This is a genomic window from Frigoribacterium sp. CG_9.8 (assembly GCF_015751965.1).
Taxonomy (GTDB): domain Bacteria; phylum Actinomycetota; class Actinomycetes; order Actinomycetales; family Microbacteriaceae; genus Lacisediminihabitans.
Genome location: NZ_JADOVH010000002.1, coordinates 538457 through 565187, shown reverse-complemented (window position 1 = coordinate 565187; position 26731 = coordinate 538457). Strand labels below are relative to the sequence as shown.

The window sequence follows — 26731 nt, the reverse complement described above, 5'->3', positions numbered from 1 at the left end:
TGTCTCGTATCTGAGACAGAGGTCAGCCTAACGATGTGGCGCATCACCGTGGTGAGGGAGTCTGATGGTGCCATGGAGCATTCCACGATCAGCACCACCACCAAAACCAGCCGAGTCGCAGCACGCAGTGTGTTGATGGGTATCGGCGCACTCACCGCAGAGCAGGTGGTCGCGATCGCGCGTGACGATGTTCCGATCGAAATCGACGACGCGGCTCGAGCCGCAGTGACCGCGAGTCGGGAAACGATCGAGCGCCTTGCCAGCGACGTCGAACCCCACTACGGCATCTCGACCGGTTTCGGCGCGCTCGCGACCACCTTCATCGCGGAGGATCGTCGTCGCCAGTTGCAGCGCAGCCTCGTGCGCTCTCATGCCGCGGGCTCCGGACCCGAGGTCGAACGTGAAACTGTGCGTGCGCTGATGGCACTCCGGCTCTCGACTCTGCTCACCGGCCGCACCGGCATCCGCCTCGAGACGGCCGAAGCCTATGCCGGCCTTCTCAACGCTAGCATCACGCCGATCGTTCGCGAATACGGGTCGCTCGGCTGTTCGGGCGACCTCGCACCGCTCGCCCATTGCGCCCTTGCTCTCCTCGGCGAAGGCACGGTGCGCGACCGCGACGGCATCCTCATGCCCGCCGCTGACGCACTGGCCGCGGCCGGTCTCACTCCCATTCTGCTCGCCGAGAAAGAGGGCCTTGCCCTCATTAACGGGACCGATGGGATGCTCGGCCAGCTCGTGCTCGCCCTTGACGACCTCGACCGACTCCTCAGCACCGCCGACCTGTCCGCGGCGATGTCCGTCGAAGCGCTGCTCGGCACCGACGCGGTTTTCGCTGAGGATCTCGCAGCCCTTCGCCCCCAGAGCGGCCAACAGGTCTCGGCGGCGAACCTACGCCACCTGCTCGCCGGATCCCCGATCGTGCACAGCCATAAGAGTCCGGAGTGCACTCGCGTGCAAGACGCGTACTCGCTGCGCTGCGCGCCCCAGGTGCACGGTGCCGCCCGCGACACCGTCGACCATGCCACGATGATCGCCGGGCGCGAGCTCGCCTCAGCGGTGGACAACCCCGTCGTCACCCTCGATGGCCGGGTCGCGTCGAACGGTAATTTCCACGGCGCACCGGTGGCCTATGTGCTCGACTTTCTGGCGATCGTGATCGCGGATGTCGCAAGCATGTCGGAGCGCCGCACCGACCGGATGCTCGATCCCTCCCGCAGCCAGGGCCTGCCCGCGTTTCTCGCCTTCGAAGTCGGGGTCGACTCCGGGCTGATGATCGCCCAGTACACCTCCGCCGGGATCGTGTCGGAGCTGAAGCGCCTCGCCGCGCCGGCATCCGTCGACTCGATTCCCTCGTCGGCCATGCAGGAGGACCACGTGTCGATGGGCTGGGCCTCGGCTCGCAAGCTCCGGAGAGCGATCGACGGACTCACTCGGGTGCTGGCGATCGAGATCCTCACCGCTTCCCGCGCACTCGACCTGCGCGCTCCTCTGCTCCCGGGCCGCGCAACCGGCGCCGCCCTTGCCGAGGTGCGCCGGGATGTCGCGGGGCCGGGCCCCGACCGCTACCTCTCCCCCGAAATCGAATCCGTCGTCGAGGCCGTTGCCTCTGGTCGGATCCTCGCTGCCGTCCGTACCGTGATCGGAGAACTCAGATGACCAAGAACCTCACCCACCAAAGCCCAGGCCCGCAGAACCTCACCGCGCAAAACCCGAGCCCGCGAAACCCGAGCCCGGCAGGCCCACGGCCGGTTCGCGCCTCCCGCGGCTCGACCCTCACGGCAAAAAGCTGGCAGACCGAGGGCCCTCTGCGGATGCTGATGAACAACCTCGATCCGGAGGTCGCCGAGCACCCCGACGAGCTCGTGGTCTATGGCGGAACCGGCAAGGCGGCACGCAACTGGGAATGTTATGACGCGATCGTCCGCACGCTCGAAACCCTCGAGAGCGACGAAACCCTGCTCGTGCAGTCGGGTAAGCCGGTGGGTGTCTTCCGCACCCACGAGTGGGCGCCGCGGGTGCTCATTGCAAACTCCAACCTCGTCGGTGACTGGGCGACCTGGCCGGAGTTTCGCCGACTCGAACAACTCGGCCTCACGATGTATGGGCAGATGACCGCGGGCTCGTGGATCTACATTGGCACCCAGGGCATCCTGCAGGGCACCTACGAGACCTTCGCTGCCGTGGCTGACAAGCTCGCCAGCCGAGCAGACGGAAAATACCGGCACAGTGGCGGCACGCTCGCCGGCACGATCACTCTCACCGGCGGTGCGGGTGGGATGGGGGGTGCCCAGCCTCTCGCCGTCACCATGAATCACGGAGTCGTTCTCATTGTCGATATCGATCGTTCCCGGCTCGAACGCCGGATGGCGAAGGGATATCTCGATGAAATCGCTCACAACCTCGACGATGCGCTGCGCCGGGTGATTGCGGCCAAGGAACTGCGCATCCCCATGTCGGTCGGCCTCGTGGGCAACGCCGCGACCGTTTTCACCGAGTTGCTCGAGCGGCACGCTCCCATCGACATCGTCACCGACCAGACCTCGGCCCACGACCCGCTCGCCTATATTCCCGAGGCCATCACCCTCGACGACTGGAAGCAGCGCTGCCTCGACGATCCACAGGGGTCGACCGAGCTGTCCCGCGCGAGCATGGCGAAGCAGGTTCGTGCCATGGTCGGGTTCCAGGATGCCGGGGCGGAGGTCTTCGACTACGGAAATTCCCTTCGCGCCGAGGCGAAACTCGGCGGCTACGACCGCGCCTTCGACTTTCCCGGGTTTGTGCCGGCCTACATCCGCCCCCTCTTCGCTGAAGGCAAGGGCCCATTCCGCTGGGTGGCGCTGTCCGGAGATCCGGCGGACATTGCGGCGACAGATCGGGCCATCCTCGAGCTGTTCCCAAACGATAAGAAACTGCACCGCTGGATTACCGAGGCTGGCAAGAAGGTTCATTTCGAGGGGCTTCCCGCTCGCATCTGCTGGCTCGGCTACCAGGAGCGCCACCTCGCCGGCCTCAAGTTCAACGAGATGGTCGCGTCCGGGGAGCTCAGCGCGCCCATCGTGATCGGCCGCGACCACCTCGACTCCGGCTCGGTCGCGTCCCCGTACCGTGAGACGGAGGGCATGGCGGATGGCTCGGACGCCATCGCCGACTGGCCTCTGCTGAACGCACTGCTCAACACCGCATCGGGGGCCACCTGGGTTTCGATCCACCACGGCGGCGGAGTCGGCATCGGCCGGAGCATCCATGCCGGCCAGGTGATCGTGGCCGACGGCACCGAACTCGCGCGCCAGAAGATTGAGCGGGTGCTGGTCAACGACCCGGGCACCGGGGTGATGCGGCATGTCGACGCCGGCTACGAGAGGGCGGCAGAGGTCGCTCGCGAACGCGGACTCCGCGTGCCACTCTGGGAAAACTGAGTGGCCTTTCTCCACTGCGCCGTGCTTGTGCGACCCGGATCCGTCGCCGAGAGAGTGCGCATCGAAACGGATGCGGCTGGCCGCATCGCGCGCATCCACGAGGGTGTCGAGCCGGTCACCGGCGATCTCCGACTCGGAACCGTACTGCCCGGCTTCGCCAACGCACACTCGCACGCGTTCCACCGGCTCCTGCGGGGCACCACCCATGCCGACGGCGGTGACTTCTGGCAGTGGCGCGACTCGATGTACCGGGTCGCCGAGTTGCTCGATCCGGCTCTCATGTTCCTGGTCGCCAGAGCGGTCTTCGCCGAGATGCTAGTCTGCGGGTACACCGCAGTGGGTGAGTTCCACTACCTGCACCATCACAGCGACGGCTCGCCCTACGCACCGGCGCACGGGATGGAACTGGCCATCGCCGATGCGGCCCGCGAGGTGGGTATCCGCCTGGTGCTGCTGGACACCTGCTACCTGGACGGAGCGATCGGGCAGCCTCTCAGTGCAGTGCAGCGGCGCTTCGGCGATGGATCTGCCGCAGGCTGGCTCGAGCGCTGGCACGCCCTCCGCGAGGTGATCGAGAGTGACCGGGTCACGCTCGGCGCGGCCATCCACTCGGTGCGCGCCGTAACGCCGACGGCGATGGCAGAGATTTGGCGCGCGCTCGGCGCGGGGATCCCGCTGCATATCCACGTCTCGGAACAGCCACAGGAAAATGCCGACTGCCTGGCCGCATATGGCAAGACACCGGTCGGAGTGCTTGCCGGAATCGGGATGCTGGACGCACGCCTCAGCATCGTGCACGCCACCAACCTCACGCCAGCCGACCGTGGTCTCGTCAGCGCCTCCGGCTGCACCGTCGTCATGTGCCCGACGACCGAGGCCGATCTTGGCGACGGCATTGGCCCCGCTTTCGAACTCGCATCGGGAGGAACGCCGATTGCTGTCGGCTCAGATCAGAATGCCGTCATCGATCCCCTGCTCGAAATACGCGGCCTCGAAGCCGGCGAACGCCTCGCCTCCGGTCGCCGCGGTCGATTCATGCCTGCCGCCCTCCTCGAAGCCGGTAGCGTTTCCGGGTATGCAAGCCTCGGCATCAGTCACAGTGTGCTGGCTCCCGGTGATCCCTGCGACCTCGTGGAACTGGATCCGGCATCCGTTCGCACGATCGGATCGACAGTGAGCCAGCTGATCCTCACCGCCACCGCCACCGATGTGCGGCGGGTGATCGTCGGGGGCGCGGTCGTCGCCGACAGTGGGCGACTCGCCAACGCTGGCACCCGTCATCCCGAAGACCTTCTGGCCGAGGCCATGGCCGCACTGGCGGACGCCTGATGCCTCGCTTATTTTCTGATGTCTGAACTCATCACCGACATCGGTGAACTCACCACCCAGTGCGGTGATCGACAGCGACTCCACGACGCCGCCCTCGTGATCGACGGCTCTCGAGTGGCCTGGATCGGGTCGGCCGCGGATGCCCCGGCCGCCGACATCCGCACCTCCGTCGCGGGCCGGGCGGTGCTGCCTGGCTGGGTCGACTCGCACAGCCACCTGGTCTTCGCGGGATCCCGTGACGCGGAGTTCGACGCCCGGATGGCCGGACGACGCTATGAGGCCGGCGGAATCGCAACCACTGTCACCGCGACGCGCGGCGCATCCGAGGCGATGCTGCTCGAGACTGCGACGGCGCTGCGCCGCGAAGCAGAACTCCAGGGCACCACTTTTCTTGAGACCAAGACCGGCTACGGACTCGATGTCGAGAGCGAGTGCCGCTCGGCACGAGTCGCAGCATCCGTCGCCGATACGGTCAGCTTTCTCGGGGCACATGTCGTGCCGGCCGGCATCGATCGCCGCGACTACCTCGACCTGGTGACCGGCCCGATGCTCACGGCGGTTGTGCCGTACGTTCAATGGATCGATGCCTTCTGCGAGGTGGGAGCCTTCGATGTGGAGGAGTCCCGCGAAGTGCTGCTCGCTGGCCTGGTGGCTGGTCTCGGACTGCGACTTCACGGCAACCAACTCGGCTTCAGCGGCGGAGTCGAACTCGCGGTCGAACTGGGATGCGCGAGCGTTGACCACTGCAACCACCTGAGTGCCAATGACATCGACTCGCTCGCCTCGTCATCGACCGTCGCCACCCTCCTGCCGGCGTGCGATCTCTCCACCCGCCAGCCCCTCGCCCCCGCCCGACTGCTACTGGATGCCGGCGCCGAAATCGCCTTGGCCAGCAACTGCAATCCGGGAAGTTCGTACACCACATCGGTGCCGTTCTGCATTGCCGTGGCAGTGCTCCAGATGGGGCTCACTATCGACGAGGCCGTGTGGGCGGCGACCCGTGGAGGTGCGCGCGCGCTCGGCCGCGATACGGGGTCGGATGCGGTCGGCTCACTCCGTGTTGGCGGCCGCGCCGACCTCCAGGTGCTCGATGCACCCTCCGTCGTGCACCTCGCCTATCGACCAGGCGTACCGCTCACGGCGGCAGTCTGGCGCGGTGGCATCCGCACTCCCCCGATCGTTTCAGGGTTCTGACGTTTCAGGGTTCTCACGCTTCAGGGTTCTCACGCTTCAGGGTTCTCACGCACCAGACTTCTCACGCTTCAGGGTTCTCACGCACCAGACTTCTCACGCTCCAGCTCGCGCGCGCAGTCGATGCACAGTCCTGCACTCGGCCGGGCGGTGAGACGCGCAGCGCCGATCTTGCCTGCGCACCGAGTGCAGAGACCGTAGGTTCCGGCCGTCAGCCTGGCCATGGCTTGCATGTTCTCCTTCAGCCGCGCGCTAAGGCCGCGCCGGATACCTTCGATTCGAGACCACTCCGATGAAAGAGTCGAGCCCTCGGGATCGTGCTCATCGTCAGCCGACGCGTCGGCCCGCCCATCGCGCACATCATCACGCTCGGCGCGGGTCCGCTCGGCGCTGTGCTCCAGGTCTGCTCGCTCGGCATCCAGAACGGATTCGATCCGTGACCGGTTATCCGCGGGCCGAGAGTCGTCCATTCAGAGATCTCCTCGTGATGTGAGTGTCTTGGAGTCCTTCATCCACGCGGATTCAGTCCCCTGCCGGATTCCCCGCGTTGGTCGCGGCAATCCACAGGTCGAGCTTCTTTATCGCCGCACCCGAGTCGATCGCGTCGGCTGCGACGGCGATCTTCGCCCGAAACCGCTCGAGGATACCGACCTGCAACTGTGCGGGATCCTGTGCAAGGTCGAACGCCACAAGACCGGCTGCAGCGTTCAGCAGCACGATGTCACGTACCGGTCCAGCCTGGCCGGCCAGGGTTGCGCGGGCGATGCCGGCATTGTGTGCCCCGTCACCGCCGAGCAGATCAGCGATGCTGGCGCGGTCAATCCCCAGCTCGAGCGGATCGAGGTCGTGTTCGGTTACCGACCCGCGTGACACTTCCCAGATATGGCTGTGGCCAGTTGTCGTGAGTTCATCAAGTCCGTCGTCCCCCCGAAACACCAGCGCCGTAGCGCCTCGGGTGCGGAACACACCAACCACGAGCGGTACTTTGTCGAGACTTGCAACCCCGACAGCGTTGGCTTCGCAGCGCGCCGGATTCACGAGGGGGCCGAGAAAATTGAAAGCGGTCGGGATGCCCAACTCGCGGCGGGTTGGTCCCGCGTGGCGGAATCCGGGGTGGAACAGTGCCGCGTAGGCGAAGGTGATGCCCGTCTCGCCAAACACGCGAGCGACACCCTCCGGAGGAAGGTCGAGGTTGATACCGAGCGCGGCAAGGACATCCGATGATCCGGATGCCGAACTGGCAGCCCGGTTGCCGTGCTTGACGACTGGCACTCCGGAGGCAGCGGCCACCACCGACGCCATGGTGGAAACATTCACAGTTCCGAATTGATCTCCACCGGTGCCGACGATATCAAGCGCCATCGGGTCGACGGCCAGCGGCAGAGCGTTCTCGAGTATCGCGTCCCGGAATCCAACAACTTCGTCAACGGTCTCCCCTTTCGCGCGCAGGGCAACGAGGAAGCCCGCAAGCTGGGCGGGAGTCGTATCACCGGTCATCACCTGCCGCATGGCCCAAGAAGCTTCACTGATCGCGAGGTCCTCGCCGTCCAGCAGAGCGTTGAGAACACTGGGCCAGGACAGTACGGAGAGCATGACTGCGATCATAGCGACGAGCCGTGACAAGCCTGAAAGATTCACCCGACTAGGGCGGGTTCGGAGAACTGGGCCCAGGCTGATCGACCATAATAGGAGAGTGACCAGTACTACATACTCAATCGGACTCAACACCCCCGTCGTCAATCGACCGAGTGTGGTCGCTGTTGGCACGATCGTCTGGCTTGGCAGTGAGGTCATGTTCTTCGCCGGGCTTTTTGCCATCTACTTCACCCTGCGTTCCACGTCACCGGAACTCTGGGCGGCCGAGACCCCCAAGCTCGCAGTGCCGTACGCACTCACCAACACGATCATCCTCGTGGCCTCGTCATTCACCGCGCAGTTCGGCGTGTTCGCCGCTGAGCGGTTGCAGAAGAGGCGAACGAGTGCCAGCCCGGTCAACTGGGGGATGGTGGAGTGGTTCTTCGCCAGCTACATCCTCGGCGCGATTTTCGTCACCGGGCAGGTCTTCGAGTACGCGACCCTCGTAAGCGAGAACATCTCTCTCGCCTCCAACTCCTACGGATCTGCCTTCTACATCACCACCGGATTCCACGCACTGCACGTGGTGGGCGGCCTGATCGCAATGCTGCTGATCATCGGTCGGGCCTACAGCGTGAAGAACTTCAGCCACAAAGAGGCGACGTCGACGATAGTCGTCTCCTACTACTGGCACTTCGTCGACGTGGTGTGGATCGGGTTGTTCCTGGTCATCTACGTCCTGAAATAAATGACAGTCACCAAAGGAATCAGGGATACCCTCAGCATGACGAGGAACAGCAAGAGCACGAGAATCGGCAAGACGAGCCGTCGTGGCCGGCGGCATCCGCTCGCCACAATCGCACTGGTCACGATCGGACTGCTGTCCACCGGTGGTGCGTATGCGCTATTCAGCAGCACGGCGTCTGCAGAGACCTCGTCAGTGAATACACAGGCGTCGGTGGATGAGGGCAAGAAGCTCTTCTCCTCGAACTGTGCAACCTGTCACGGATTGAACTTGCAGGGCGTCGACAACGTTGGACCGAGCCTGTATGGCGTGGGTGCGGCATCCGTCAGTTTCCAGGTCGGCACCGGACGCATGCCGCTGGCCAACCAGGGCCCACAGGCAGAGAAGAAGGCAGTGCAGTTCACCGAAGAGCAGGTCTCATCGCTGGCCCTGTACGTGGCGTCCCTCTCGCCGGGACCAGCGATCCCGTCGGCAGAATATCTGGGGGCCAATGGAAATGCGTCGACCGGGGCTGAATTGTTCCGAGTCAACTGCGCGATGTGTCACAACGTCGCTGGCGCGGGAGGAGCTCTCACCCAGGGCAAGTGGGCACCGGCTCTCGCCGGGGTGCTCCCCGTGCACATCTACGAAGCCATGGTCACTGGTCCGCAGAGTATGCCCGTGTTCAACGACACGAACCTCACGCCGACCCAGAAGGCCGACATCATCACTTACCTCAAGTATCTTGACAAGAATCCGTCCCCCGGCGGATTCGACCTCGGGGCCGTAGGGCCTGTCTCTGAAGGTCTCTTCATCTGGATCTTCGGACTCGGCGCAATCGTCGCGGTAACCATCTGGATCGCTGCAAAAGCCAACTGACCAGCACCAGCCCGCACAACTTCACAACACCTCTTCACTGCACCTCTTCATCGCACCACCGAAAGGACACAGAATGGCACAGGACGACGACGGCACTTCCGCCGCTGCCGGGTCGGCCGTAGTCCGAAGTGAACCCCCCGTTGCCAAAGCGGGTACGGCAGTTCTCCGCTCCGACTCCTTCGAGAATCCCGGACTCCCGCCCCACCGGCTTCGAGTCACCGATCTCGACCCGAAGAAAGATCGCGTCGCCGAGCGTCGGGTCTACACTCTCTTCTTCCTGTCGATCGTCGGCAGCGTGTTCGCCGTCGCCGCGTACGTCGCATTCCCGATCATCCCGGGTAACACCAACTCGGTTCGACTGAACACGGTCTTCCTCGGACTGGGCATCTCTCTCGGGCTGCTCGCCATCGGAGTCGGTGCTATCTACTGGGCAAAGAATCTCATGCGCGGCGATGAAATAACGGAATCTCGTCATCCCACCCGCGGCACCGAGGCGACTCGCGAAAAAGCGGTGGAGATCTTCAAGCTCGGAAACCAAGAGTCCGGATTTGGACGTCGCACTCTCATCCGCAACTCGCTCATCGGGGCGCTTGTGGCATTCCCATTGCCGGCGATCGTGCTGTTCCGTGATCTGGCACCTGCCGCTGACCCGATCCCGCTATTCAAAGAGACCATGTGGGCCAAGGGCGTACGACTGACCCGCGACCCGTCCGGAACTCCGATCAGGGCGGCTGACGTCACCATCGGATCTGTTTTCCACGTTATCCCGGAGGGGCTCAACGATCAAAAAGATCGACTCGAACAAAAAGCGAAGGCTGCAGTCCTGGTGATGCGCCTCAAGCCCTCGGATCTTAAGATCTCCGCGGGCCGTGAATCCTGGAATTACGACGGCATCGTCGCATATTCTAAGATTTGCACCCATGTCGGATGCCCGGTTGCGCTGTACGAGCAGCAGACCCATCATCTGCTCTGCCCCTGCCATTCCTCCACCTTCGACGTTACAAATGAATGCGAGGTCATCTTCGGTCCGGCTGCACGCGCCCTACCGCAGTTGCCCATCGCGATCGATTCCGATGGCTATCTCATCGCGCAAAGCGATTTCACCGAGCCTGTCGGACCAAGCTTCTGGGAGCGCGCATGACCGTCACCGAAACCAAACCCGCTGCCGCCCCGACCGTTGTTGAGACGCCGGCGGCCGCAGCACCCAGCCGTGGCGCACGATTCACCGGCGCTGCTGCCAACTACATTGACGAGCGTACGAGCATCTCAGGTCTCGTCAAGGAGCTCGGCCGGAAGGTCTTCCCCGACCACTGGTCCTTCATGCTCGGCGAGGTCGCCCTCTACAGCTTCGTCGTCATCCTGCTCTCCGGAACCTTCCTGACCTTCTTCTACCAGCCTTCAATGGTCGAAGTCGTCTACGACGGCTCCTATGTTCCGCTCAAGGGCATGCAAATGTCCGCGGCCTTCTCCTCCACCATGCACCTCTCATTCGACGTGCGTGGCGGGCTGCTGTTCCGTCAGATCCACCACTGGGCTGCGTTACTGTTCATTGCCGCAATCGGCTTGCACATGCTCCGAGTGTTCTTCACCGGCGCATTCCGCAAGCCTCGCGAGATCAACTGGTTCATCGGCTTCATCCTCTTCGTGCTCGCAATGGCCGAAGGATTCACCGGTTACTCCCTTCCTGACGACCTGCTCTCGGGCAATGGCCTGCAGATCATCAACGGCATCATCAAGGGCATACCGGTGATCGGTACCTGGACGTCCTATCTTCTCTTCGGCGGAGAGTTCCCCGGCACCACCGTCATTGCGATGTTCTACTCGATCCACATCCTGTTGTTACCCGCAATTCTTGTTGCTGCCCTCGGGGCACATCTGCTCCTGATGATCATCAACAAGCACACCCAGTTTGCTGGCCCCGGACGCACTAACGACAACGTCGTTGGAGTTCCGATCATGCCGCTGTTCGCGGCGAAAGCTGGCGGCTTCTTCTTCGTGGTCTTCGGCGTAATCGTGTTGATCGCGTCATTCTTCACGATCAACCCGATCTGGACCTATGGTCCATATGACCCCTCCCCCGTCTCCGCCGGGACCCAGCCGGACTGGTACATCGGCTTTGCCGACGGAATGCTCCGACTGATCCCGCCGGGGTGGGAGGTCGTGTGGTTCAACAACACCTACTCCTTCAACATCATTGTGATCACTGTGATCTTGATCGCATTCCTGGGTCTCGTTGCTGCCTACCCCTTCATCGAAGCGTGGATCACGGGTGACAAGCGTGAACACCACATCGCAGAGCGCCCACGCAACGCCCCCACCCGTACAGCCATCGGAGCGGCCGGCGTCACGTTCTACGCTGTGCTCTGGGCAGCGGCGAGTTCCGACCTCATGTCGACCCATTTCAAGGTCACTATCGAGGGTGTCATCCACACTCTTCAGGTGCTCTTCTTCCTCGGGCCGGTTCTCGCGTTCTTCATCACCAAGCGGATCTGTCTCGGCCTCCAGAAGAAGGATCGGGAAATCGCACTCCACGGCTTCGAATCAGGCCGAATCGTGAGGCTCCCCGGCGGCGAGTACGTCGAGGTGCATGAGCAGCTCGACGACTACGAGCGGTGGCGCCTGGTGAGCTACAACGAGTACACCCCGTTGACGATCCGCCCGGATGCCGATGGCCGGATCTCCGGGGCCCAGCGCACACGTGCCGCGCTGTCCCACTGGTTCTTCGAGGATCGGATCTCACCCGCTACGAAGACCGACGTAGAACGGTCGAACCAGCACTAACCCTCAGTGAAACGCCAGATGCCCCGACCCGCACAATCGGTCGGGGCATCTGGCGGTTAACGACGACTCGAAACAACACCCGCAATGCAAGCCAGGATCTGAATCATGGCCTGGCTCGGGGTCTGGGTCTGGGCGTCGCGTCACCGCTGGGCTTAGTCGGTGGTGAATCTCTTCTTGAGGAAGTCCGAGGTCGACCGATAATCCAGGCGCTCATAGAATCGGGCGGCATGACTGCTGGCTACGGTGAGCTGACGAACACCGCGTGACCGGCACTCTTCCTCAATGGCAGCGACAAGTAGGCTGCCAAGGCCACGATCCCGTGCGGGCGTATTCACCGCCAACTCCTGCAGCTGGGCAGAGTCGCCATTCGTGTAGAGAAGGCGCGCGATCGTCGTGTAGGCGTAAGCGGAAACAACCCCATCGAGTTCTGCTACCAGCAGCATGTGGTGCCTACTCGGTTCCACCGCGTGTTCAAAGGCCCCAGCGAAGGATTCACGCACCGGCTTCTCACCAATGCCAAGCTGCTCCACCAGGGCGAATACGGCATCCACATCGGCGGCCGCGGCCAGTCGAACGATTGAAGGGCTAGCGGGCGAAGTTTCCGCGGTAGTACTCATAGACCCAGCCTACGAGACTGATCAGGGTGATTGCGGCACCGAAGAAGGCAATCCACACGCCGACTGCGATTCCCATGAATAGGAATGCTCCTCCGGCAGCGAGCAAGACCGGCCACCAACTCCACGGGCTGAAGAATCCCTGTTCTGAGTCACCGTCATCGATGTTCGCGTCGAGACGATCTTCGGGCAGCACGCCACCGACAGACTTGTTGGTGCGGCTGAGGTAAAAGGCAACGAAGGCTGACAGCACTGCGGACAGTCCGATGACGAATGCTCCCACCCATTCAACGGGCGACCCGACTCCCCCGCCCGCAGTTCCGGCGAGCTGAGTCACGTTGCCTTGACCGCGCTGGATGATGTTCCAACTCACGTAGATGATGTCGACCAGGACGAAGAAGCCACAGAGGACCCAGAGCATTTTCGCTTGAGCATTCATGCGTTCTACTTCACCTGTCCGTCGGCAACGTCATAGATAGCAGCCTCTGGTGCATCCTTGAATGAGCCGAGCCCACCGACTCCGACCGGAATACCCGCCTCTGGGTGATTGAGGTCGAAGGCCGGCGACTCCGAGCGGATGCGGGGAATCGACGTGAAGTTGTGACGTGGCGGCGGGCAGGAAGTTGCCCACTCGAGCGACCGGCCGTACCCCCATGGGTCATTGACAGTCACCCGAGGAGCGGTACGCGCGGTAATGTACACGTTGAAGATGAACGGCAGCATCGATACACCGAGGATCATTGCTCCGACGGTCGACAACTGGTTCATCCAGGTAAAGCCATCCTCAGGCTGGTACGTCGCGTACCGGCGTGGCATGCCCATCACTCCGAGCCAGTGCTGCACCAGGAACGTGGTGTGGAATCCGATGAACAGAGTCCAGAAGTGGATCTTGCCCAGACGTTCGTTGAGCATCTTGCCCGTCCACTTGGGCCACCAGAAGTAGAACCCGCTGAACATGGCGAACACGACAGTGCCGAAGACCACGTAGTGGAAGTGTGCGACAACGAAGTAGGTGTCCGACACATGGAAGTCAAGCGGCGGCGAAGCGAGGATTACGCCGGTGAGACCACCGAATACGAAGGTGACCAGGAAGCCGATCGCCCACAGCATCGGAGTCTCGAAGGTGACTGACCCCCGCCACATTGTGCCGACCCAGTTGAAGATCTTCACACCCGTCGGCACAGCTATGAGCATGGACATGAGCGAGAAGAACGGCAACAGCACCGAGCCGGTCACGTACATGTGATGAGCCCACACCGTGACAGAAAGCGCCGCGATGGAGATGGTCGCGTAGATCAGAGTTTTGTAGCCAAAGATCGGCTTGCGGCTGAACACCGGAAGCACCTCGGAGATGATGCCGAAGAATGGCAGCGCAATGATGTACACCTCCGGATGGCCGAAGAACCAGAAGAGGTGCTGCCAGAGGATGGCGCCACCCGCCTGGACGTTGTACAGCTGCGAGCCGAACACCCGATCAGAGCCGAGGGCGAACAGCGCTGCGGCAAGTACCGGGAATGCCATGAGGATCAGGATCGACGTGACCAGCGTGTTCCACACGAAGATCGGCATGCGGAACATCGTCATCCCGGGCGCACGCATTGTGACGATTGTCGTGATGAAGTTGACGGCGCCGAGGATGGTGCCGAATCCGCTCAGAGCGAGTCCGAACACCCAGAGATTACCGCCGAGTGACGGCGAGAAGGTGGTCGTTGACAGCGGCACATACGCAAACCAGCCAAACGAGGCCGCCCCCTGCGGGGTCAGGAAGCCGGCAACGGCCATCAAAGACCCGAAGCTGTAGAGCCAGTAGGCGAAGGCGTTGAGACGGGGGAATGCCACATCCGGAGCGCCAATCTGGATCGGCATCAGGAAGTTGGCGAATCCGGCGAACAGCGGCGTCGCAAACATCAGCAGCATGATCGTGCCGTGCATGGTGAAAAGCTGGTTGTACTGCTCTTTTGTCGCCACAATCTGGAGACCGGGTTCAAACAGCTGCGCGCGGATGACCAGCGCCATCACACCGCCGAGCAGGAAATACAGGAACGACGTGAACAGGTAGAGGTACCCGATCCGTTTATGGTCGGTGGTGGTGATCCAGCCCACCAATATGTTGCCCTTGGGGCCAACGCTCGATGGCCTCACCTGGCGCGTATCCGCGCTTCCGACCGTGTCGCCAACAGTGGGTGCGGGTGCGGGTGCTGTCGCTGTACTCATGTCTGTGTCCTACTTCTTGGCCGACGGTACTGTGTTGTTCGGCAGATTCGAGTTCGTGTTGTATTCCGGGCCGAGGATGCCGGTCTGACCCTTGTCTGCGAGGCTTTGGATATAGGTGTCGAACTCGCCCTGCGTGACAACCTTCACCTGGAACAGCATGAGCGAGTGGTAGTCACCGCACAGCTCGGCACATTTGCCCTTGAATGTGCCAACTTTCGTCGGCGTCAAGTATTCGTAGTTGGACTTGCCGGGGATGTTGTCTTTTTTGTACAGGAAGTCGATCACCCAGAACGAGTGGTTGACATCGCGACTTTCGATCTTGATCTGTACGCTTTTGTTGACCGGCAGGTACAGAGTCGGAATCTTGGATGCATCGACGCTGCCATTGGCGTTCTCGAGTTCCTGGGCCTGCACACCGGGCTCGTTCACGCCGTTGCCTCCGGGGCCGACGCCGGGGTAGTTGAAGTCCCATGCCCAACGCTTGCCATACACCTCGACCTTGACGTCGGGGTCCTTCACCACGTGTTCGATCGAGTTCTGCTCTTTTGCCGTGAAGGCGAAGAAACCGAGTACCAGGATCAGCGGAACTACGGTGTAAAAAATCTCGATCGGCAGGTTGTACCGCAGCTGAACCGGCAGGCCGGTCTGGCCCTTCCGGCGACGGTAAACAATGGCTGCCCAGATGATGAGGCCCCAGGTGACCACACCGACAGCGAGCAACACGATCCAGGACGTGACCCACAGCCCGGTGATGCCGCTTGTGTGGTTTGTTGCACCCTCAGAGCCTGCCGGGAGGAAGCCTCGGAGTTGCTGCTGGCTGCAGCCAGCCAGAACTACAACGAGTGTGAGCGCGATCGGGGCTACGGCCCAGCGAAGACGGCGGTTGGAACGCACCTGAAACCTCTCGGATGATACTAATTTACTGGACAACAGACGGATCGATCCCGACTTTCTTGCTTACCTAAGCTTACTCCGCAGGACGCCCATTGGCAGACGGGACGGCCGCTGCGTGCACTTCGTGAGACCGGTTCAGACCGGTGTGAACGCTCTCCCACATGGCGGACTAGTTGAAGCTGTCCCCGCAGGCGCAGCTGCCCGAAGCGTTGGGATTGTCGATCGTAAAGCCCTGCTTCTGGATGGTGTCTTCAAAGTCGATGGTCGCACCGTCGAGGTATGGCACGCTCATCTTGTCGACGACAACCTCGACTCCGTCGAAATCGACGGTGACGTCACCCTCGAGCAGACGCTCGTCGAAGTAGAGCTGGTAGATGAGTCCGGAGCATCCGCCCGGCTGAACCGCGACTCGCAGTCGCAGATCATCCCGGCCCTCCTGCTCGTACAGGCTGCGGACCTTGATGGCAGCGGTGTCGCTGAGGCCGACTCCGTGCGCGGCTGCGATCTCAGCCGGCGTCTCGGAAGACAGTGCCTCGGCGGGCTTGGTTTCGGTCAGCGCGGTTTCTGTCATGACAACTCCTTAGTGTCGGCGAGATCTAATTTCAAGTGTAAGCACCACTTGCTGCATATTGTGCCTGCGACGGTCGAGGCGCATCAGACCGGCACATCGCATCGGCACATCGCATCGGCGCATTGCGGCGGCGCATTGCGGCGGCGCATTGCGCCGGCGCATTGCGCCGGCGCATCTCATCGGCGCATCTCACCGGCGTTCATTGAGCCGCGCGAGCAGCACCGCCTCGGTGAGAATCGCCCGCTGGAAGACCCCGAGATGCAGCGACTCGTTGGGACTGTGTGCCCGGGAATCGGGATCCTCTACTCCCGTCACAAGGATCTGCGCGTGCGGGAACAACTCCACCAGATCCGCGATAAAGGGAATCGATCCTCCGACACCCATCTCGACAGCCTCCGCCCCCCAGGCATCCGTCATCGAGGTCTTCGCTTCAGCGACCGCCCAGCCGCTCGTGTCAACCAGAAAGCCATTACCGGTGTCGACGTCGTCGATGTCGATGTGAGCGCCAAATGGTGTGTTCGCGCGCAGGTGCGTCTCGAGGGCAGCGAATGCCTCCGTGCCCAGCTGGCCCGGCGCAACCCGCGCGCTGATCTTGACGCTGACCGACGGGGTGAGTGTGTTCGACGCGTTAGAGACAGTCGGAGCATCGATGCCCGTGACCGTGATCGCCGGCTTCGACCAGATTCGACTGAGAATGCTGCCGGACCCGATCAGTGACACCCCGGCAAGCAACCCGGTCTCGTCACGCAACTGCTGCTCTGCGTAGTCGGGGGTATCGGCCTGGTGCGAGGTGAGTCCCTCGACTGCGACAGAACCGTCCGCGTGGTGCAGGGTCGCCAGCAGAGCAATGGCAGCCAACATGGCGTCCGGCACAGCGCCCCCGTACATTCCGGAGTGCGATGCGTGCCCGAGCGTCGAGACGGTGAGCCGGAATGTGACGTTGCCACGCAGGCCAACCGTGAGTGCGGGAGTGGTGATGTCCCAGTTGTTCGAGTCTGCGACGACGATCACGTCTGCGGCGAGTGCGGAATGATGTGCGGTGAGGAAGTTCGAGAACGAGCGTGACCCGAATTCCTCTTCGCCTTCGATGAAGACCGCTAATCCGAGGTCGAAATCATCCCCGACGGTTTCGATGAAGGCACGGATCGCCGCGACGTGAGCCATCACGCCGGCCTTGTCATCTGCCGCACCTCGCCCATACAGACGGTCGCCTCGCACGGTGGGCTCGAATGGCAGGGAGTCCCAATCCGCATCGTCACCGGGCGGCTGCACATCGTGATGAGCATAGAGAAGGATGGACGGTCGGCCGTTGCGGGCAGCTCGGGTTGCCAGCACTGCGGGTTGGCCGAGCGGCGCATCTGTGTCGCTACCGATGGGGTCGCTACCGATGGGGTCGCTACCGATGGGGTCGCTACCGATGGGGTCGCTACCGATGGGGGCGCGAGCGATCTGTACCGTCTCGAAAACCCCGAGTCCCGTGACGAGCGCGGCCACAGCATCCGCGCTATCGGCCACGTGCTTCGGATCGAACGCCGCCCAGGAGACCGACGGAATGCGCACCAGTTTGGATAGATCGGCGACAGCGACAGGAAAGCCGCCGGCGACCGCATCGCGCAGTTTCTGGAGGAGTTCTGGACGTGTGGGCGTGGGAGAAGACATGAAGGTAATCTTAAGCAGTCATCGATCGGTAGGAATCCCTGTGGCCAAGCCAAACAGCACGAATAAGACCGACCCAGAGGCCGGATACGACCTCAACACCGACAGCCTGTCAAGCGGTAAGGGTCACGCAACCCCGACACGACGGGAGCGAGAAGCGGCAAACCAGCGCCCTCTCGTGTCAAACGACCGCAAGGCTGGCAACAAGGCATCCCGCGCCAAAATGAACGAAGCGCGTGAGAAGGCCCGTGTCGGCATGGCCAACGGCGATGAGAAGTACCTACCGATGAAGGACAAGGGTGTTCAGCGTCGCTACATCCGCGACTATGTCGACGCCCGATGGAGCGTCGGAGAGCTCATCCTGCCGGTGATGTTCATCGTGATTATTCTCACTGCGGTGCCGAACCCGGCACTTCAGTCAGCTTCCTTTTACGCGATCTGGGTTTTCGTTCTCCTCGCTGCGATCGACTGCATCATCGCTGGCGTGCTGATCAAGCGCAGGCTCATCGCGAAGTTCGGAGCCGACAAGGTGCAGAAGGGCAACCGCTGGTACATCGCGATGCGTGCACTGCAACTGCGCCCGATGCGCCTGCCAAAGGCCCAGGTAAAGCGCGGCAAGTACCCCGTCTAAAGCAGCTCGCTCGGTCGAACCGCCGTCAGCGCACCGGAGGATTCCGGGCCAGTTCGGTCATTCCGGGCCGGCATGCCGGCCCGGAATGACCGAACTGGCCCGGTTTCGAGACGCCGGGCGGCAACTGTACCGGCGCGCCTATCGCGCCAGTTTCACCAGTCCACGGTTGACCGTACGCGCCCACATCGGTCCACGGTAGAGAAATGCGGTGTAGCCCTGTACCAGGGTCGCTCCAGCGGCGAGGCGCTCGGCGACATCCTTGGCCGTATCCACTCCCCCGACCGAGATCACACAGAATTCCGCCGGTACGGCCGCGCGGATGATCTGCAAGACCTCGAGCGACCGTGCGGCAAGCGGAGCGCCGGAGAGACCGCCGGCTCCGGCAGCCTCGACAATCGCAACATCCGTCACCAAACCATCACGCGAGAGGGTCGTATTGGTGGCGATGATGCCGGCCAATCCCAACTCCACGGCGAGTTCGGCGATTCGGCGCACCTGATCATCGGTCAAGTCGGGTGCGATCTTCACAAGCACGGGGGTAATTCCCGCCGCGTCATTCACCGCGCTCAGCAGCGGGGCGAGCTTGTCGAGCTCCTGCAGCCCGCGTAGACCGGGAGTGTTCGGAGAGCTGACATTGACGGCGAGGTAATCGCTCACCGGGGCGAGCAGGCGTGCAGTGACGAGATAGTCGGCGACAGCGTCATCCACCTCGACTGCACGGCTCTTGCCGATGTTCGCACCGATGATAGGACGGATGGCGCGGGCGCGTTCCCGAGCGAATCGCGGCGCCGCGTCCGCCGCACCCCGGTTGTTGAAGCCCATCCGATTGATGACCGCGTTGTCCGGCACCAGCCGGAACAGTCGCGGCCGAGGGTTACCTGGCTGCGCGATCGCGGTGATCGTACCGACCTCGACGTGGCCGAATCCGAGCTGTCCGAGTCCTTGGATGGCTCGGCCATCCTTGTCGAAGCCGGCAGCGACGCCGAATGGCGAAGCGAACCGCAAACCCATCGTTTCCACTGTGAGCGAGGGATGCGGACGGCTGAGCCGGCGAAGGATTGCACCGACACCGATTCGAGGCAGCCAACGGATCACATCGGACGCGAGGTGGTGCGCAACCTCCGGCTCGAACCGGGTGAGGACAAGCCTGAAAAGTAGTGGATACATACGACCCTCATATTACCCGCCGAGCGTCTGCGTCAGCTCTCAGTAACCTCGGCAGTGGCATCGTGTTCGACACGGAGGAGCGCGATTGCCGCTTCGAAGTCATCGAGCGAGTCGAACCCCTGGTAGACGCTCGCAAAGCGCAAGTATGCGACCTCATCGAGCTCCCGCAACGGTAAGAGAATCGCGAGGCCGATATCGTTGGCGTCCACCTGCGACGCGCCGGTTGCACGGATGGTCTCTTCTACCCGTTGCGCGAGCATGGCGAGATCCGTGTCGGTGACCGGTCTCCCCTGGCAGGCTTTGCGCACCCCGGACACGATCTTCTCTCGGCTGAACGGCTGCACGAAGCCGTTGCGCTTCACGACGTTGAGACTCGCTGTCTCGGTGGTGGAGAAACGACGACCGCAGTCCGGACATTGGCGGCGGCGACGAATAGACATCCCGTCATCGCTCGTTCGAGAGTCGATGACGCGGGAGTCAGGGTACCTACAGAAGGGGCAGAACATAGTGCTGACAGGATACCGCTCGCCGTCCGATCCGAACGTGCCGACTACGGTTCGATGAACCGTGCCGTGACCGCGGCAGCGTGCGCAGGGAGGTTCTCGGCGGTCGCCAGCGCGACCACTTTTTCTTCGACAGCCTTGAGCGCGTCACGGCTGTAGCGGATGACCTGCTGCGGCCGCAGGAAGGTGTAGGCCCCGAGCCCGGGGGTGAATCGCGCCTGTCCACCGGTAGGAAGCACGTGGTTTGAGCCGGCCAGGTAATCACCGAGGCTCACCGGCGAGTGCGCGCCGAGGAAGATCGCGCCAGCACTCTCGATGAGGTCGAGCATCTGCTCCGGGTGGGCGGTCTGGATTTCGAGGTGTTCCGGGCCGTAGACGTTGCTGAACGCTGCCGCAGCAGCCATGTCGTCGACGAGCACGACAGCGGACTGGATGCCCCGAAGCGAGATATCGACGCGGGTGCTGTGCGGTGTCAGTGGTGCGAGCCTGGCGAGTTCCGCCTGCACCCGGTCGGCCAGCTGTACCGAGTCCGTGACGAGCACCGATGCGGCGAGTTCATCGTGTTCGGCCTGGCTGATGAGGTCGCTCGCCACGAGTATCGGATCTGCGCTGGCATCCGCAATCACCATGATCTCGGTGGGGCCGGCTTCGGCGTCGATGCCGACTTGGCTGCGCACGATGCGCTTGGCCGCGGCCACGTAGACATTGCCGGGCCCGGTGATGACCTGCACGGGATCGAGGTGAAGACCCGGCACGCCCCAGGCCAGGGCGCCGATCGCTCCGGCTCCCCCCATGCTGTAAATCTCATCGATACCGAGCAGTCCCGCAGCGCCAAGGATGGTGGGGTGGATGCTTCCGTCGAACTGCCGCTGCGCCGGCGAGGCGATTGCCACGGATGACACCCCGGCAACCTGGGCTGGCACCACGTTCATGACGACACTGGACGGGTACACGGCCTTACCGCCAGGCACATAGAGGCCGACTCTGGCTACCGGACTCCAGCGTTGAATGACCTCTGCACCCGGCCCGAGCATCGTGACTCGAGGGGTGGGCAACTGTGCCTCGGACGCCGCGCGCACCCGCACAATCGCTTCTTCGAGCGCATCGCGTACCGGCACACTGAGCGCGCGCACCGCGGCCGAGATGTCTGAGACATCGACCCGAATGCGTGCCGGGCGCACCCCATCCAGCCGCTCGGCCTGATCGAGCAGTGCCAGCTCACCCCGCTCACGAACATCGGCAATGAGGTCCTGGGCTACTGCAGTCGCCGCCGAGACATCGGTAAGCGAGCGGGGAACAAGGGCGAGGAGTTCGGCGCGGCTAGGCTTGGAACCTCGGAGGTCAATCGTCTGGATCATAGGTCCCGAGTCTAAGCGGGGCTCTCTGGTGCCTTCGTGGGAGTCCGACGGCTGCTCGGCGAGATGATGGCAGCAGACAAGGAATCGAAGCACCCGTATGGATCAGACCGCACACATTGACACGCCACCAGAACCGGACGGCATTGCCGCATTCAAGCATGCATTCCGTCGGCATGCTGCCGGGGTAGTGGTGATCACCGCGCTCACTTCCGAGGGATCACCGGTCGGATTCACGGCCACGTCGCTGGCATCGTTGGCCGCCGTTCCGCCACTCGCCACCTTCAACATGGCGCGGGCCGCCACGGCATGGCCAGCGATCGCAGCCACAGAATGGGTGGCCATCCAGACCATGGGTGCGCGCACACGACACCTCGCGGAGCGGATGTCCGGCGTCCACAGCCTGCGCTTCGAGGGTGACCACTGGGCGCCCGGCCCGCACGGATTGCCCATCCTCAACGGGGTCACCTCGTGGATGATCGGACGCATCGTCGAGCGGTTCCCGGTAGCGAACAACGTCGTGGTCGTGGTCCAGATCGAGGAGGGAGCGCTCGGCGAACCGGATGCCGCACTGCTCTACCACGAGCGCGCCTATCGGAAACCGGGTGACGCGGTCTAGTCGCTCTTCCCATCGGGGCGCTCTTCCCAACCGGGTGCCGCGACAGCAGTAAATCGGTCTGCGCCACAGGTGACCTGTGGCAAATTCACCAGGCGGTCAGACCACGCAGTTCGGCCCCAACAGCGACTTGAGTTCGCCGTAGAGATCAGCGTTGACCGACACCGGGAACGGGATCTCGAACACGCGAGCGCTCTCGCCCTTGACGAGCTTGAGCCGCACTTCGGTGTCTCCCGAATGCCGGATGAGCACGTCATTCAACTGCGTCACGACATCAGTCGTCGCCCGGAATTCCGGCATGGAGATCGTGAGCGGTCCGGAGCCGAGGCTCTGGCCGAGATCGGGCGTGAACATGCTCGACGCGTGGAGATTCATTCCATCGTCGCGCACACTGACCCGGCCGCGCACGACGACGATTGCGTCGTTCGTGAGAGCGGGCGAGAACTCCTGGTACGCCTTGCCGAGGAACATCACGGTGATTTCACCCGCGAAATCTTCGACGGTGATCATGCCGTACTGGTTGCCGGAATTACGTGCCGTGCGGTGCTGCACCGACGTGATCAGGCCCGCGATCGTCACGTGCTCGCCGTCACCGGCCACTTCCCCGCCGAGAACTTCGGTGATGCTGTTGCCGGCGTGCTTCGCGAGCTGGAGCTCGAGGCCGGCGAGCGGATGATCGGACACGTAGAGTCCGAGCATCTCGCGCTCGAACGCGAGCTTGTCGCGCTTGGACCACTCCGGCCGATCAGGGACCTTGTTCGCAGCCTGCGGTTCATCCCAGAGGCTGTCGAAGTCGAAGCCGACCTGCCCGTTGGCTTCGGCGCGTTTGTCGCTCACGGCCGAGTCGATGGCATCCTCATGGATCTCGAGCAGTGCTCTCCTGGTGGCCAGCGTCGAATCGAACGCACCCGACTTGATGAGTGACTCAACCGTGCGCTTATTCGCGACCTGGATCGGCACCTTGGACAGGAAGTCATGGAATGACTCGAAGCGACCCTTCTCGTCGCGCGACTTCGCGATCGCCTCGACCACATTGGAGCCGACATTGCGGATCGCACCGAGCCCGAAGCGGATGTCTCCGATCCCAGCCTCAGCGGGGACAGCGGTGAAGTCCCCGCTCGACTCGTTCACGTCGGGAGCCAGCACCCGGATACCCATCCGCCGACACTCGCTCAGGTAGATCCCGAGTTTGTCCTTGGAGTCTCCGACGCTGGTCAACAGCGCCGCCATGTACTCGGCCGGATGGTTGGCCTTCAGGTATGCGGTCCAGTAGCTCAGCACGCCGTAGCCGGCGCTGTGAGCCTTATTGAAGGCATAGTCGGCGAAGGGCATGAGCGTGTCCCACAGCACCTTGACGGCCTGCGCGCTGTACCCGTTACCGGTCATTCCGGCCTCGAAGTCGGCGTACTGCTTGTCGAGCTCCGACTTCTTCTTCTTGCCCATCGCCCGTCGAAGCACGTCGGCCTGGCCGAGAGTGAATCCGGCCACTTTCTGGGCGACCGACATCACCTGCTCCTGGTAGACGATGAGGCCATAGGTAATGCCGAGACTCTCCCTCAGCGGCTCGGCGAGCTCCGGATGAATTGCGTCGATCGTCTGCAGCCCGTTCTTGCGCAGAGCGTAGTTCGTGTGGGAGTTCATGCCCATCGGGCCGGGGCGATAGAGCGCGATCACCGCGGAGATGTCTTCGAAGTTGGTTGGTTTGAGCTGCTTCAGCAGAGACCGCATCGGTCCGCCGTCCAGCTGGAACACACCGAGCGTGTCCCCTCTCGCGAGCAGGTCGTAAGTCTTCTGGTCGGCATCGAGATCGAGGTCTTCGATCACGAGCCGAACGCCCGTGTTTTTTTGGATCATCCGCAGTGCATCTTCGATCACTGTGAGGTTTCGAAGTCCGAGAAAGTCCATCTTGATGAGGCCGAGAGACTCGAGTGGCGGTTGGTCGAACTGGGTGATGATCGCGCCATCGTCTTCACGCTTCATGATCGGAAGCACGTCGAGTAACGGCTCAGCCGACAGGATCACACCCGCCGCGTGCACCCCCCACTGGCGCTTGAGATTCTCGATACCCAGCGCGGTCTCGAAGACTGTCGCCGCATCCCGATCCGTCTCGAGCACCGCGCGGAAGTCGGCGGCCTCTTTCCATCGCGGCGCAGCCTTATCGAGCACCTCGCTCAGGGTGATGTCCTTACCCATGATCGTTGGCGGCATCGCCTTCGTGAGCTTCTCGCCCACCGAATAGGGCATTCCGAGCACGCGGGCGGAGTCCTTGAGCGCCTGCTTCGCCTTGATCGTGCCGTAGGTCACGATCTGGGCGACCCGATCGTCCCCGTACTTCTCGGTGACATAGCGGATGACCTCGCCGCGTCGCCGATCATCGAAGTCGACGTCCACATCGGGCATCGACACCCGCTCGGGGTTCAGGAATCGCTCGAAGATCAAGCCGTGTGCAAGGGGATCGAGCTCCGTGATGCCCACCGCATACGAGGCCATCGAGCCGGCTGCGGATCCCCGACCGGGACCGACACGGATGCCCTGCGCCTTTGCCCAGGCGATGAAGTCGGCGACGACGAGAAAGTAACCCGGGAAGCCCATCTGGATGATGACGTCGACCTCATACTTCGCCTGCGCGAGATGAGCCTCGGATGGTGCGTTGTGGAATCGCCGCAGCATGCCAGCGTTCACTTCTTTCTCAAACCAGGTTGCTTCTGTTTCACCCTCTGGCACGGGAAAACGCGGCATGAGATTACGGTGTTCGAACGATACATCGCAGCGCTCTGCGATGAGCAGGGTGTTGTCGCAGGCCTCGGGATGATCGCGGAACAGGTGTCGCATCTCGGCGGCGGATTTGAGGTAAAACTCGTTCGAGTCGAATTTGAAGCGGTTGGGATCGTCGAGAGTCGACGCGGACTGAACGCAGAGCAATGCGGCATGTGCTGTCGCATCGTGCGCGTGGGTATAGTGCAGGTCGTTGGTGGCGACGAGGGGAAGATTTAAGTCTTTGGCCAGTCGCAGCAGATCTTGCATGGTGCGGCGCTCGATGTCGATGCCGTGATCCATGACCTCGGCGAAGAAGTTGCCCTCCCCGAAGATGTCCCGGAAATCTGCCGCAGCCTTGCGCGCCTCCTCGTATTGGCCGAGCCGTAATCGGGTCTGCACCTCCCCGCCCACGCATCCGGTCGTGGCGATGATGCCGGTGCCGTAGCGGCTGAGCAGTTCACGATCCATGCGCGGTTTGAAGTAATAGCCCTCGATCGACGCGAGTGATGAGAGGCGGAACAGGTTGTGCATGCCCTCATTGTTTTCCGAGAGCAGAGTCATATGTGTGTAGGAGCCTGAGCCGCCAACATCATCCTGGTTCTGGTGGCTCGCGCCCCACTTGATCCGGGTGCGATCCTGCCGCGCGGTACCCGGCGTGATGTAGGCCTCGGTACCGATGATCGGTTTCACCCCGTTGGCCGTTGCCTGCTTCCAGAAGTCGTGGGCACCGAACATATTGCCGTGGTCGGTAATCGCGATCGCTGGCATCTCCTGCTCGGCGGCCGCTTTCATCAACGGATCGATCCGCGCGGCCCCGTCAAGCATCGAGTACTCGCTGTGCACGTGCAGGTGCACGAATGAATCGTTGCGTGAAGCCAATTCTTGACCCTTACTAGCCGGGGGCGGAGGTCTAGCTTAAGCCGCGGTCAGTCCCCACGGAGCACGGTGAGCGCGTGTTGCAGGTCGGCCGGATAGTCGCTCGCAAAAAGAACCCGCTCCCGGGTTCCGGGGTGGGTGAAGCCGAGCTGTTTTGCGTGCAGCCACTGCCGGGAGAGGCCGAGTCTGGCTGAGATCGTGGGGTCAGCCCCGTACATTGCATCTCCGGCACAGGGATGTCGCTGGGCGGCCATATGCACCCTGATCTGGTGGGTTCGCCCGGTCTCCAGATGCACCTCGAGCAGCGAAGCGCTGGGGAACGCTTCGAGAGTCTCGTAGTGCGTAATGGAGTTCTTGCCGGTGGAGGTGACCGCAAATTTCCAGCTCGACGACGGATGCCGCCCGATCGGCGCATCGATCGTGCCGGACAGCGGATCCGGATGCCCCTGCACTACCGCGTGATAGATCTTGTCGACCTCCCGGTCGTGAAACTGCCGCTTGAGCTCTGTGTACGCGCGCTCACTCTTCGCGACGACCATCAGGCCGCTCGTGCCGGCATCGAGCCGGTGCACAATGCCCGCCCGCTCCGCGGCGCCCGAGGTCGAGACACGGAACCCCGCTCCGGCAAGCGCCCCGAGCACAGTCGGCCCCGTCCACCCGACCGAGGGATGAGCCGCCACCCCTACCGGCTTGTCGACCACCACAAGATCATCGTCGTCATACACGATGCCAAGGTCGGGCACGACGACCGGTTCGATCGAGGGTGCGACCTTTGGCTGCCAGGTCACCTCGAGCCAGCTTTCGGCCCGCAGCCGGTCCGACTTGCCGAGGGTCACCCCGTCAGCGACGACTCCCCCAGTCTCGGCGATCTCTGCCGCGAAGTTGCGAGAAAAGCCCATGAGCTTCGCCAGAGCGGCATCAACACGCTCCCCGGCGAGGCCATCGGGTACCGGGAGGCTGCGCGATTCCATTTGCCTGC

23 protein-coding genes are annotated in these 26731 nt (G+C 62.9%); 10 read left to right on the top strand and 13 right to left on the bottom strand.

What is annotated here, in order from left to right; all coding sequences use genetic code 11:
- The first annotated feature begins 135 nt into the window (after positions 1–135).
- The 4 genes from hutH to hutI are packed head-to-tail and all read left to right on the top strand — an operon-like array spanning position 136 to position 5942.
- Entirely contained in the window at positions 136–1659 is a 1524-nt protein-coding gene (gene hutH, locus IWX88_RS07475) for a histidine ammonia-lyase (protein ID WP_231369030.1), read from the top strand.
- A complete protein-coding gene (gene hutU / locus IWX88_RS07470; RefSeq protein ID WP_196828768.1) occupies positions 1656–3419 on the top strand; it encodes a urocanate hydratase in 1764 nt (587 codons plus the stop codon). The genes hutH and hutU overlap by 4 nt, the downstream gene beginning before the upstream one ends.
- The gene (locus IWX88_RS07465; RefSeq protein ID WP_370568234.1) at positions 3420–4748 is read left to right on the top strand and encodes a formimidoylglutamate deiminase; all 1329 of its coding nucleotides are present in this window, start codon (positions 3420–3422) and stop codon (positions 4746–4748) included.
- Positions 4749–4766: 18 nt separating this feature from the next.
- Complete coding sequence (gene hutI, locus IWX88_RS07460; RefSeq protein ID WP_196828767.1) at positions 4767–5942, top strand: imidazolonepropionase; 1176 nt, start codon at positions 4767–4769, stop codon at positions 5940–5942.
- A 77-nt stretch (positions 5943–6019) separates the two neighbouring features.
- Here hutI and IWX88_RS07455 read toward each other — a convergent pair whose 3' ends face one another.
- Positions 6020–6409 carry a TraR/DksA C4-type zinc finger protein gene (locus IWX88_RS07455; RefSeq protein ID WP_196828765.1) on the bottom strand — a complete coding sequence of 130 codons (390 nt, stop codon included), beginning with the start codon at positions 6407–6409 and terminating at the stop codon, positions 6020–6022.
- A gap of 52 nt (positions 6410–6461) precedes the next feature.
- The gene (gene trpD, locus IWX88_RS07450; protein WP_196828763.1) at positions 6462–7532 is read right to left on the bottom strand and encodes an anthranilate phosphoribosyltransferase; all 1071 of its coding nucleotides are present in this window, start codon (positions 7530–7532) and stop codon (positions 6462–6464) included.
- A 100-nt stretch (positions 7533–7632) separates the two neighbouring features.
- Between trpD and IWX88_RS07445 the strand changes: the two genes are divergently transcribed.
- The 4 genes from IWX88_RS07445 to IWX88_RS07430 all read left to right on the top strand — a co-directional run bounded on the left by IWX88_RS07445 (position 7633) and on the right by IWX88_RS07430 (position 11898).
- The gene (locus IWX88_RS07445; protein WP_370568233.1) at positions 7633–8262 is read left to right on the top strand and encodes a heme-copper oxidase subunit III; all 630 of its coding nucleotides are present in this window, start codon (positions 7633–7635) and stop codon (positions 8260–8262) included.
- Positions 8263–8298: 36 nt separating this feature from the next.
- Positions 8299–9117: a cytochrome c gene (locus IWX88_RS07440; protein ID WP_196828759.1), complete on the top strand. Its 819-nt coding sequence runs from the start codon at positions 8299–8301 to the stop codon at positions 9115–9117.
- Positions 9118–9190: 73 nt separating this feature from the next.
- Entirely contained in the window at positions 9191–10258 is a 1068-nt protein-coding gene (locus IWX88_RS07435) for a ubiquinol-cytochrome c reductase iron-sulfur subunit (RefSeq protein WP_196828757.1), read from the top strand.
- Positions 10255–11898 (top strand): cytochrome bc complex cytochrome b subunit, encoded by a 1644-nt coding sequence (locus IWX88_RS07430; RefSeq protein WP_196828755.1) that lies wholly within the window; start codon positions 10255–10257, stop codon positions 11896–11898. The genes IWX88_RS07435 and IWX88_RS07430 overlap by 4 nt, the downstream gene beginning before the upstream one ends.
- A 152-nt stretch (positions 11899–12050) precedes the next feature.
- On the opposite strand, the gene IWX88_RS07425 is transcribed toward IWX88_RS07430, so the two are convergent.
- The 6 genes from IWX88_RS07425 to IWX88_RS07400 form a co-directional block, all read right to left on the bottom strand.
- A complete protein-coding gene (locus IWX88_RS07425) occupies positions 12051–12515 on the bottom strand; it encodes a GNAT family N-acetyltransferase (protein WP_196828753.1) in 465 nt (154 codons plus the stop codon).
- On the bottom strand, positions 12484–12951 hold the full coding sequence (locus IWX88_RS07420; RefSeq protein ID WP_196828751.1) for a cytochrome c oxidase subunit 4: 468 nt from the start codon (positions 12949–12951) through the stop codon (positions 12484–12486). The genes IWX88_RS07425 and IWX88_RS07420 overlap by 32 nt, the downstream gene beginning before the upstream one ends.
- 5 nt (positions 12952–12956) lie before the next feature.
- Positions 12957–14726, bottom strand: coding sequence for a cytochrome c oxidase subunit I (ctaD, locus tag IWX88_RS07415; protein ID WP_196828749.1), 1770 nt, complete (start codon positions 14724–14726; stop codon positions 12957–12959).
- A gap of 9 nt (positions 14727–14735) precedes the next feature.
- The gene (gene coxB, locus IWX88_RS07410) at positions 14736–15620 is read right to left on the bottom strand and encodes a cytochrome c oxidase subunit II (RefSeq protein WP_196828746.1); all 885 of its coding nucleotides are present in this window, start codon (positions 15618–15620) and stop codon (positions 14736–14738) included.
- Positions 15621–15789: 169 nt separating this feature from the next.
- Positions 15790–16191 carry an iron-sulfur cluster assembly accessory protein gene (locus IWX88_RS07405; RefSeq protein ID WP_196828744.1) on the bottom strand — a complete coding sequence of 134 codons (402 nt, stop codon included), beginning with the start codon at positions 16189–16191 and terminating at the stop codon, positions 15790–15792.
- A 189-nt stretch (positions 16192–16380) separates the two neighbouring features.
- Positions 16381–17850: a dipeptidase gene (locus IWX88_RS07400; protein ID WP_196828742.1), complete on the bottom strand. Its 1470-nt coding sequence runs from the start codon at positions 17848–17850 to the stop codon at positions 16381–16383.
- Between the two features lie 40 nt (positions 17851–17890).
- On the opposite strand from IWX88_RS07400, the gene IWX88_RS07395 reads away from it, so the two are divergent.
- Complete coding sequence (locus tag IWX88_RS07395) at positions 17891–18478, top strand: DUF3043 domain-containing protein (RefSeq protein ID WP_370568232.1); 588 nt, start codon at positions 17891–17893, stop codon at positions 18476–18478.
- 138 nt (positions 18479–18616) lie between these two features.
- Here the strand turns inward: IWX88_RS07395 and IWX88_RS07390 are convergent, their stop codons facing one another.
- From IWX88_RS07390 to hisD, 3 genes are read right to left on the bottom strand one after another with little or no spacing between them, the layout of a single operon-like run.
- Complete coding sequence (locus IWX88_RS07390) at positions 18617–19645, bottom strand: quinone-dependent dihydroorotate dehydrogenase (RefSeq protein WP_196828738.1); 1029 nt, start codon at positions 19643–19645, stop codon at positions 18617–18619.
- A 32-nt stretch (positions 19646–19677) separates the two neighbouring features.
- Complete coding sequence (gene nrdR / locus IWX88_RS07385) at positions 19678–20151, bottom strand: transcriptional regulator NrdR (protein WP_196828736.1); 474 nt, start codon at positions 20149–20151, stop codon at positions 19678–19680.
- 44 nt (positions 20152–20195) lie between these two features.
- A complete protein-coding gene (gene hisD / locus IWX88_RS07380) occupies positions 20196–21506 on the bottom strand; it encodes a histidinol dehydrogenase (RefSeq protein WP_196828734.1) in 1311 nt (436 codons plus the stop codon).
- A gap of 97 nt (positions 21507–21603) precedes the next feature.
- Here hisD and IWX88_RS07375 point away from each other — a divergent pair, with 97 nt between their 5' ends.
- Positions 21604–22122: a flavin reductase family protein gene (locus tag IWX88_RS07375; protein ID WP_196828732.1), complete on the top strand. Its 519-nt coding sequence runs from the start codon at positions 21604–21606 to the stop codon at positions 22120–22122.
- Positions 22123–22218: 96 nt separating this feature from the next.
- Here the strand turns inward: IWX88_RS07375 and dnaE are convergent, their stop codons facing one another.
- Positions 22219–25755 (bottom strand): DNA polymerase III subunit alpha, encoded by a 3537-nt coding sequence (dnaE, locus tag IWX88_RS07370; protein WP_196828730.1) that lies wholly within the window; start codon positions 25753–25755, stop codon positions 22219–22221.
- Between the two features lie 47 nt (positions 25756–25802).
- Entirely contained in the window at positions 25803–26723 is a 921-nt protein-coding gene (locus IWX88_RS07365) for an RluA family pseudouridine synthase (protein ID WP_196828728.1), read from the bottom strand.
- Positions 26724–26731: the final 8 nt, after the last annotated feature.

Excerpts from the sequence above, each read along its gene's own strand:
- hutH (WP_231369030.1), top strand. The coding sequence starts at position 136 with ATGGGTATCGGCGCACTCACCGCAGAGCAGGTGGTCGCGATCGCGCGT.
- hutU (WP_196828768.1), top strand. The coding sequence starts at position 1,656 with ATGACCAAGAACCTCACCCACCAAAGCCCAGGCCCGCAGAACCTCACC.
- hutI (WP_196828767.1), top strand. The coding sequence starts at position 4,767 with ATGTCTGAACTCATCACCGACATCGGTGAACTCACCACCCAGTGCGGT.
- IWX88_RS07455 (WP_196828765.1), bottom strand. The coding sequence starts at position 6,409 with ATGGACGACTCTCGGCCCGCGGATAACCGGTCACGGATCGAATCCGTT.
- trpD (WP_196828763.1), bottom strand. The coding sequence starts at position 7,532 with ATGCTCTCCGTACTGTCCTGGCCCAGTGTTCTCAACGCTCTGCTGGAC.
- IWX88_RS07440 (WP_196828759.1), top strand. The coding sequence starts at position 8,299 with ATGACGAGGAACAGCAAGAGCACGAGAATCGGCAAGACGAGCCGTCGT.
- IWX88_RS07435 (WP_196828757.1), top strand. The coding sequence starts at position 9,191 with ATGGCACAGGACGACGACGGCACTTCCGCCGCTGCCGGGTCGGCCGTA.
- IWX88_RS07430 (WP_196828755.1), top strand. The coding sequence starts at position 10,255 with ATGACCGTCACCGAAACCAAACCCGCTGCCGCCCCGACCGTTGTTGAG.
- IWX88_RS07425 (WP_196828753.1), bottom strand. The coding sequence starts at position 12,515 with ATGAGTACTACCGCGGAAACTTCGCCCGCTAGCCCTTCAATCGTTCGA.
- IWX88_RS07420 (WP_196828751.1), bottom strand. The coding sequence starts at position 12,951 with ATGAATGCTCAAGCGAAAATGCTCTGGGTCCTCTGTGGCTTCTTCGTC.
- ctaD (WP_196828749.1), bottom strand. The coding sequence starts at position 14,726 with ATGAGTACAGCGACAGCACCCGCACCCGCACCCACTGTTGGCGACACG.
- IWX88_RS07405 (WP_196828744.1), bottom strand. The coding sequence starts at position 16,191 with ATGACAGAAACCGCGCTGACCGAAACCAAGCCCGCCGAGGCACTGTCT.
- IWX88_RS07400 (WP_196828742.1), bottom strand. The coding sequence starts at position 17,850 with ATGTCTTCTCCCACGCCCACACGTCCAGAACTCCTCCAGAAACTGCGC.
- IWX88_RS07390 (WP_196828738.1), bottom strand. The coding sequence starts at position 19,645 with ATGTATCCACTACTTTTCAGGCTTGTCCTCACCCGGTTCGAGCCGGAG.
- nrdR (WP_196828736.1), bottom strand. The coding sequence starts at position 20,151 with ATGTTCTGCCCCTTCTGTAGGTACCCTGACTCCCGCGTCATCGACTCT.
- hisD (WP_196828734.1), bottom strand. The coding sequence starts at position 21,506 with ATGATCCAGACGATTGACCTCCGAGGTTCCAAGCCTAGCCGCGCCGAA.
- IWX88_RS07375 (WP_196828732.1), top strand. The coding sequence starts at position 21,604 with ATGGATCAGACCGCACACATTGACACGCCACCAGAACCGGACGGCATT.
- IWX88_RS07365 (WP_196828728.1), bottom strand. The coding sequence starts at position 26,723 with ATGGAATCGCGCAGCCTCCCGGTACCCGATGGCCTCGCCGGGGAGCGT.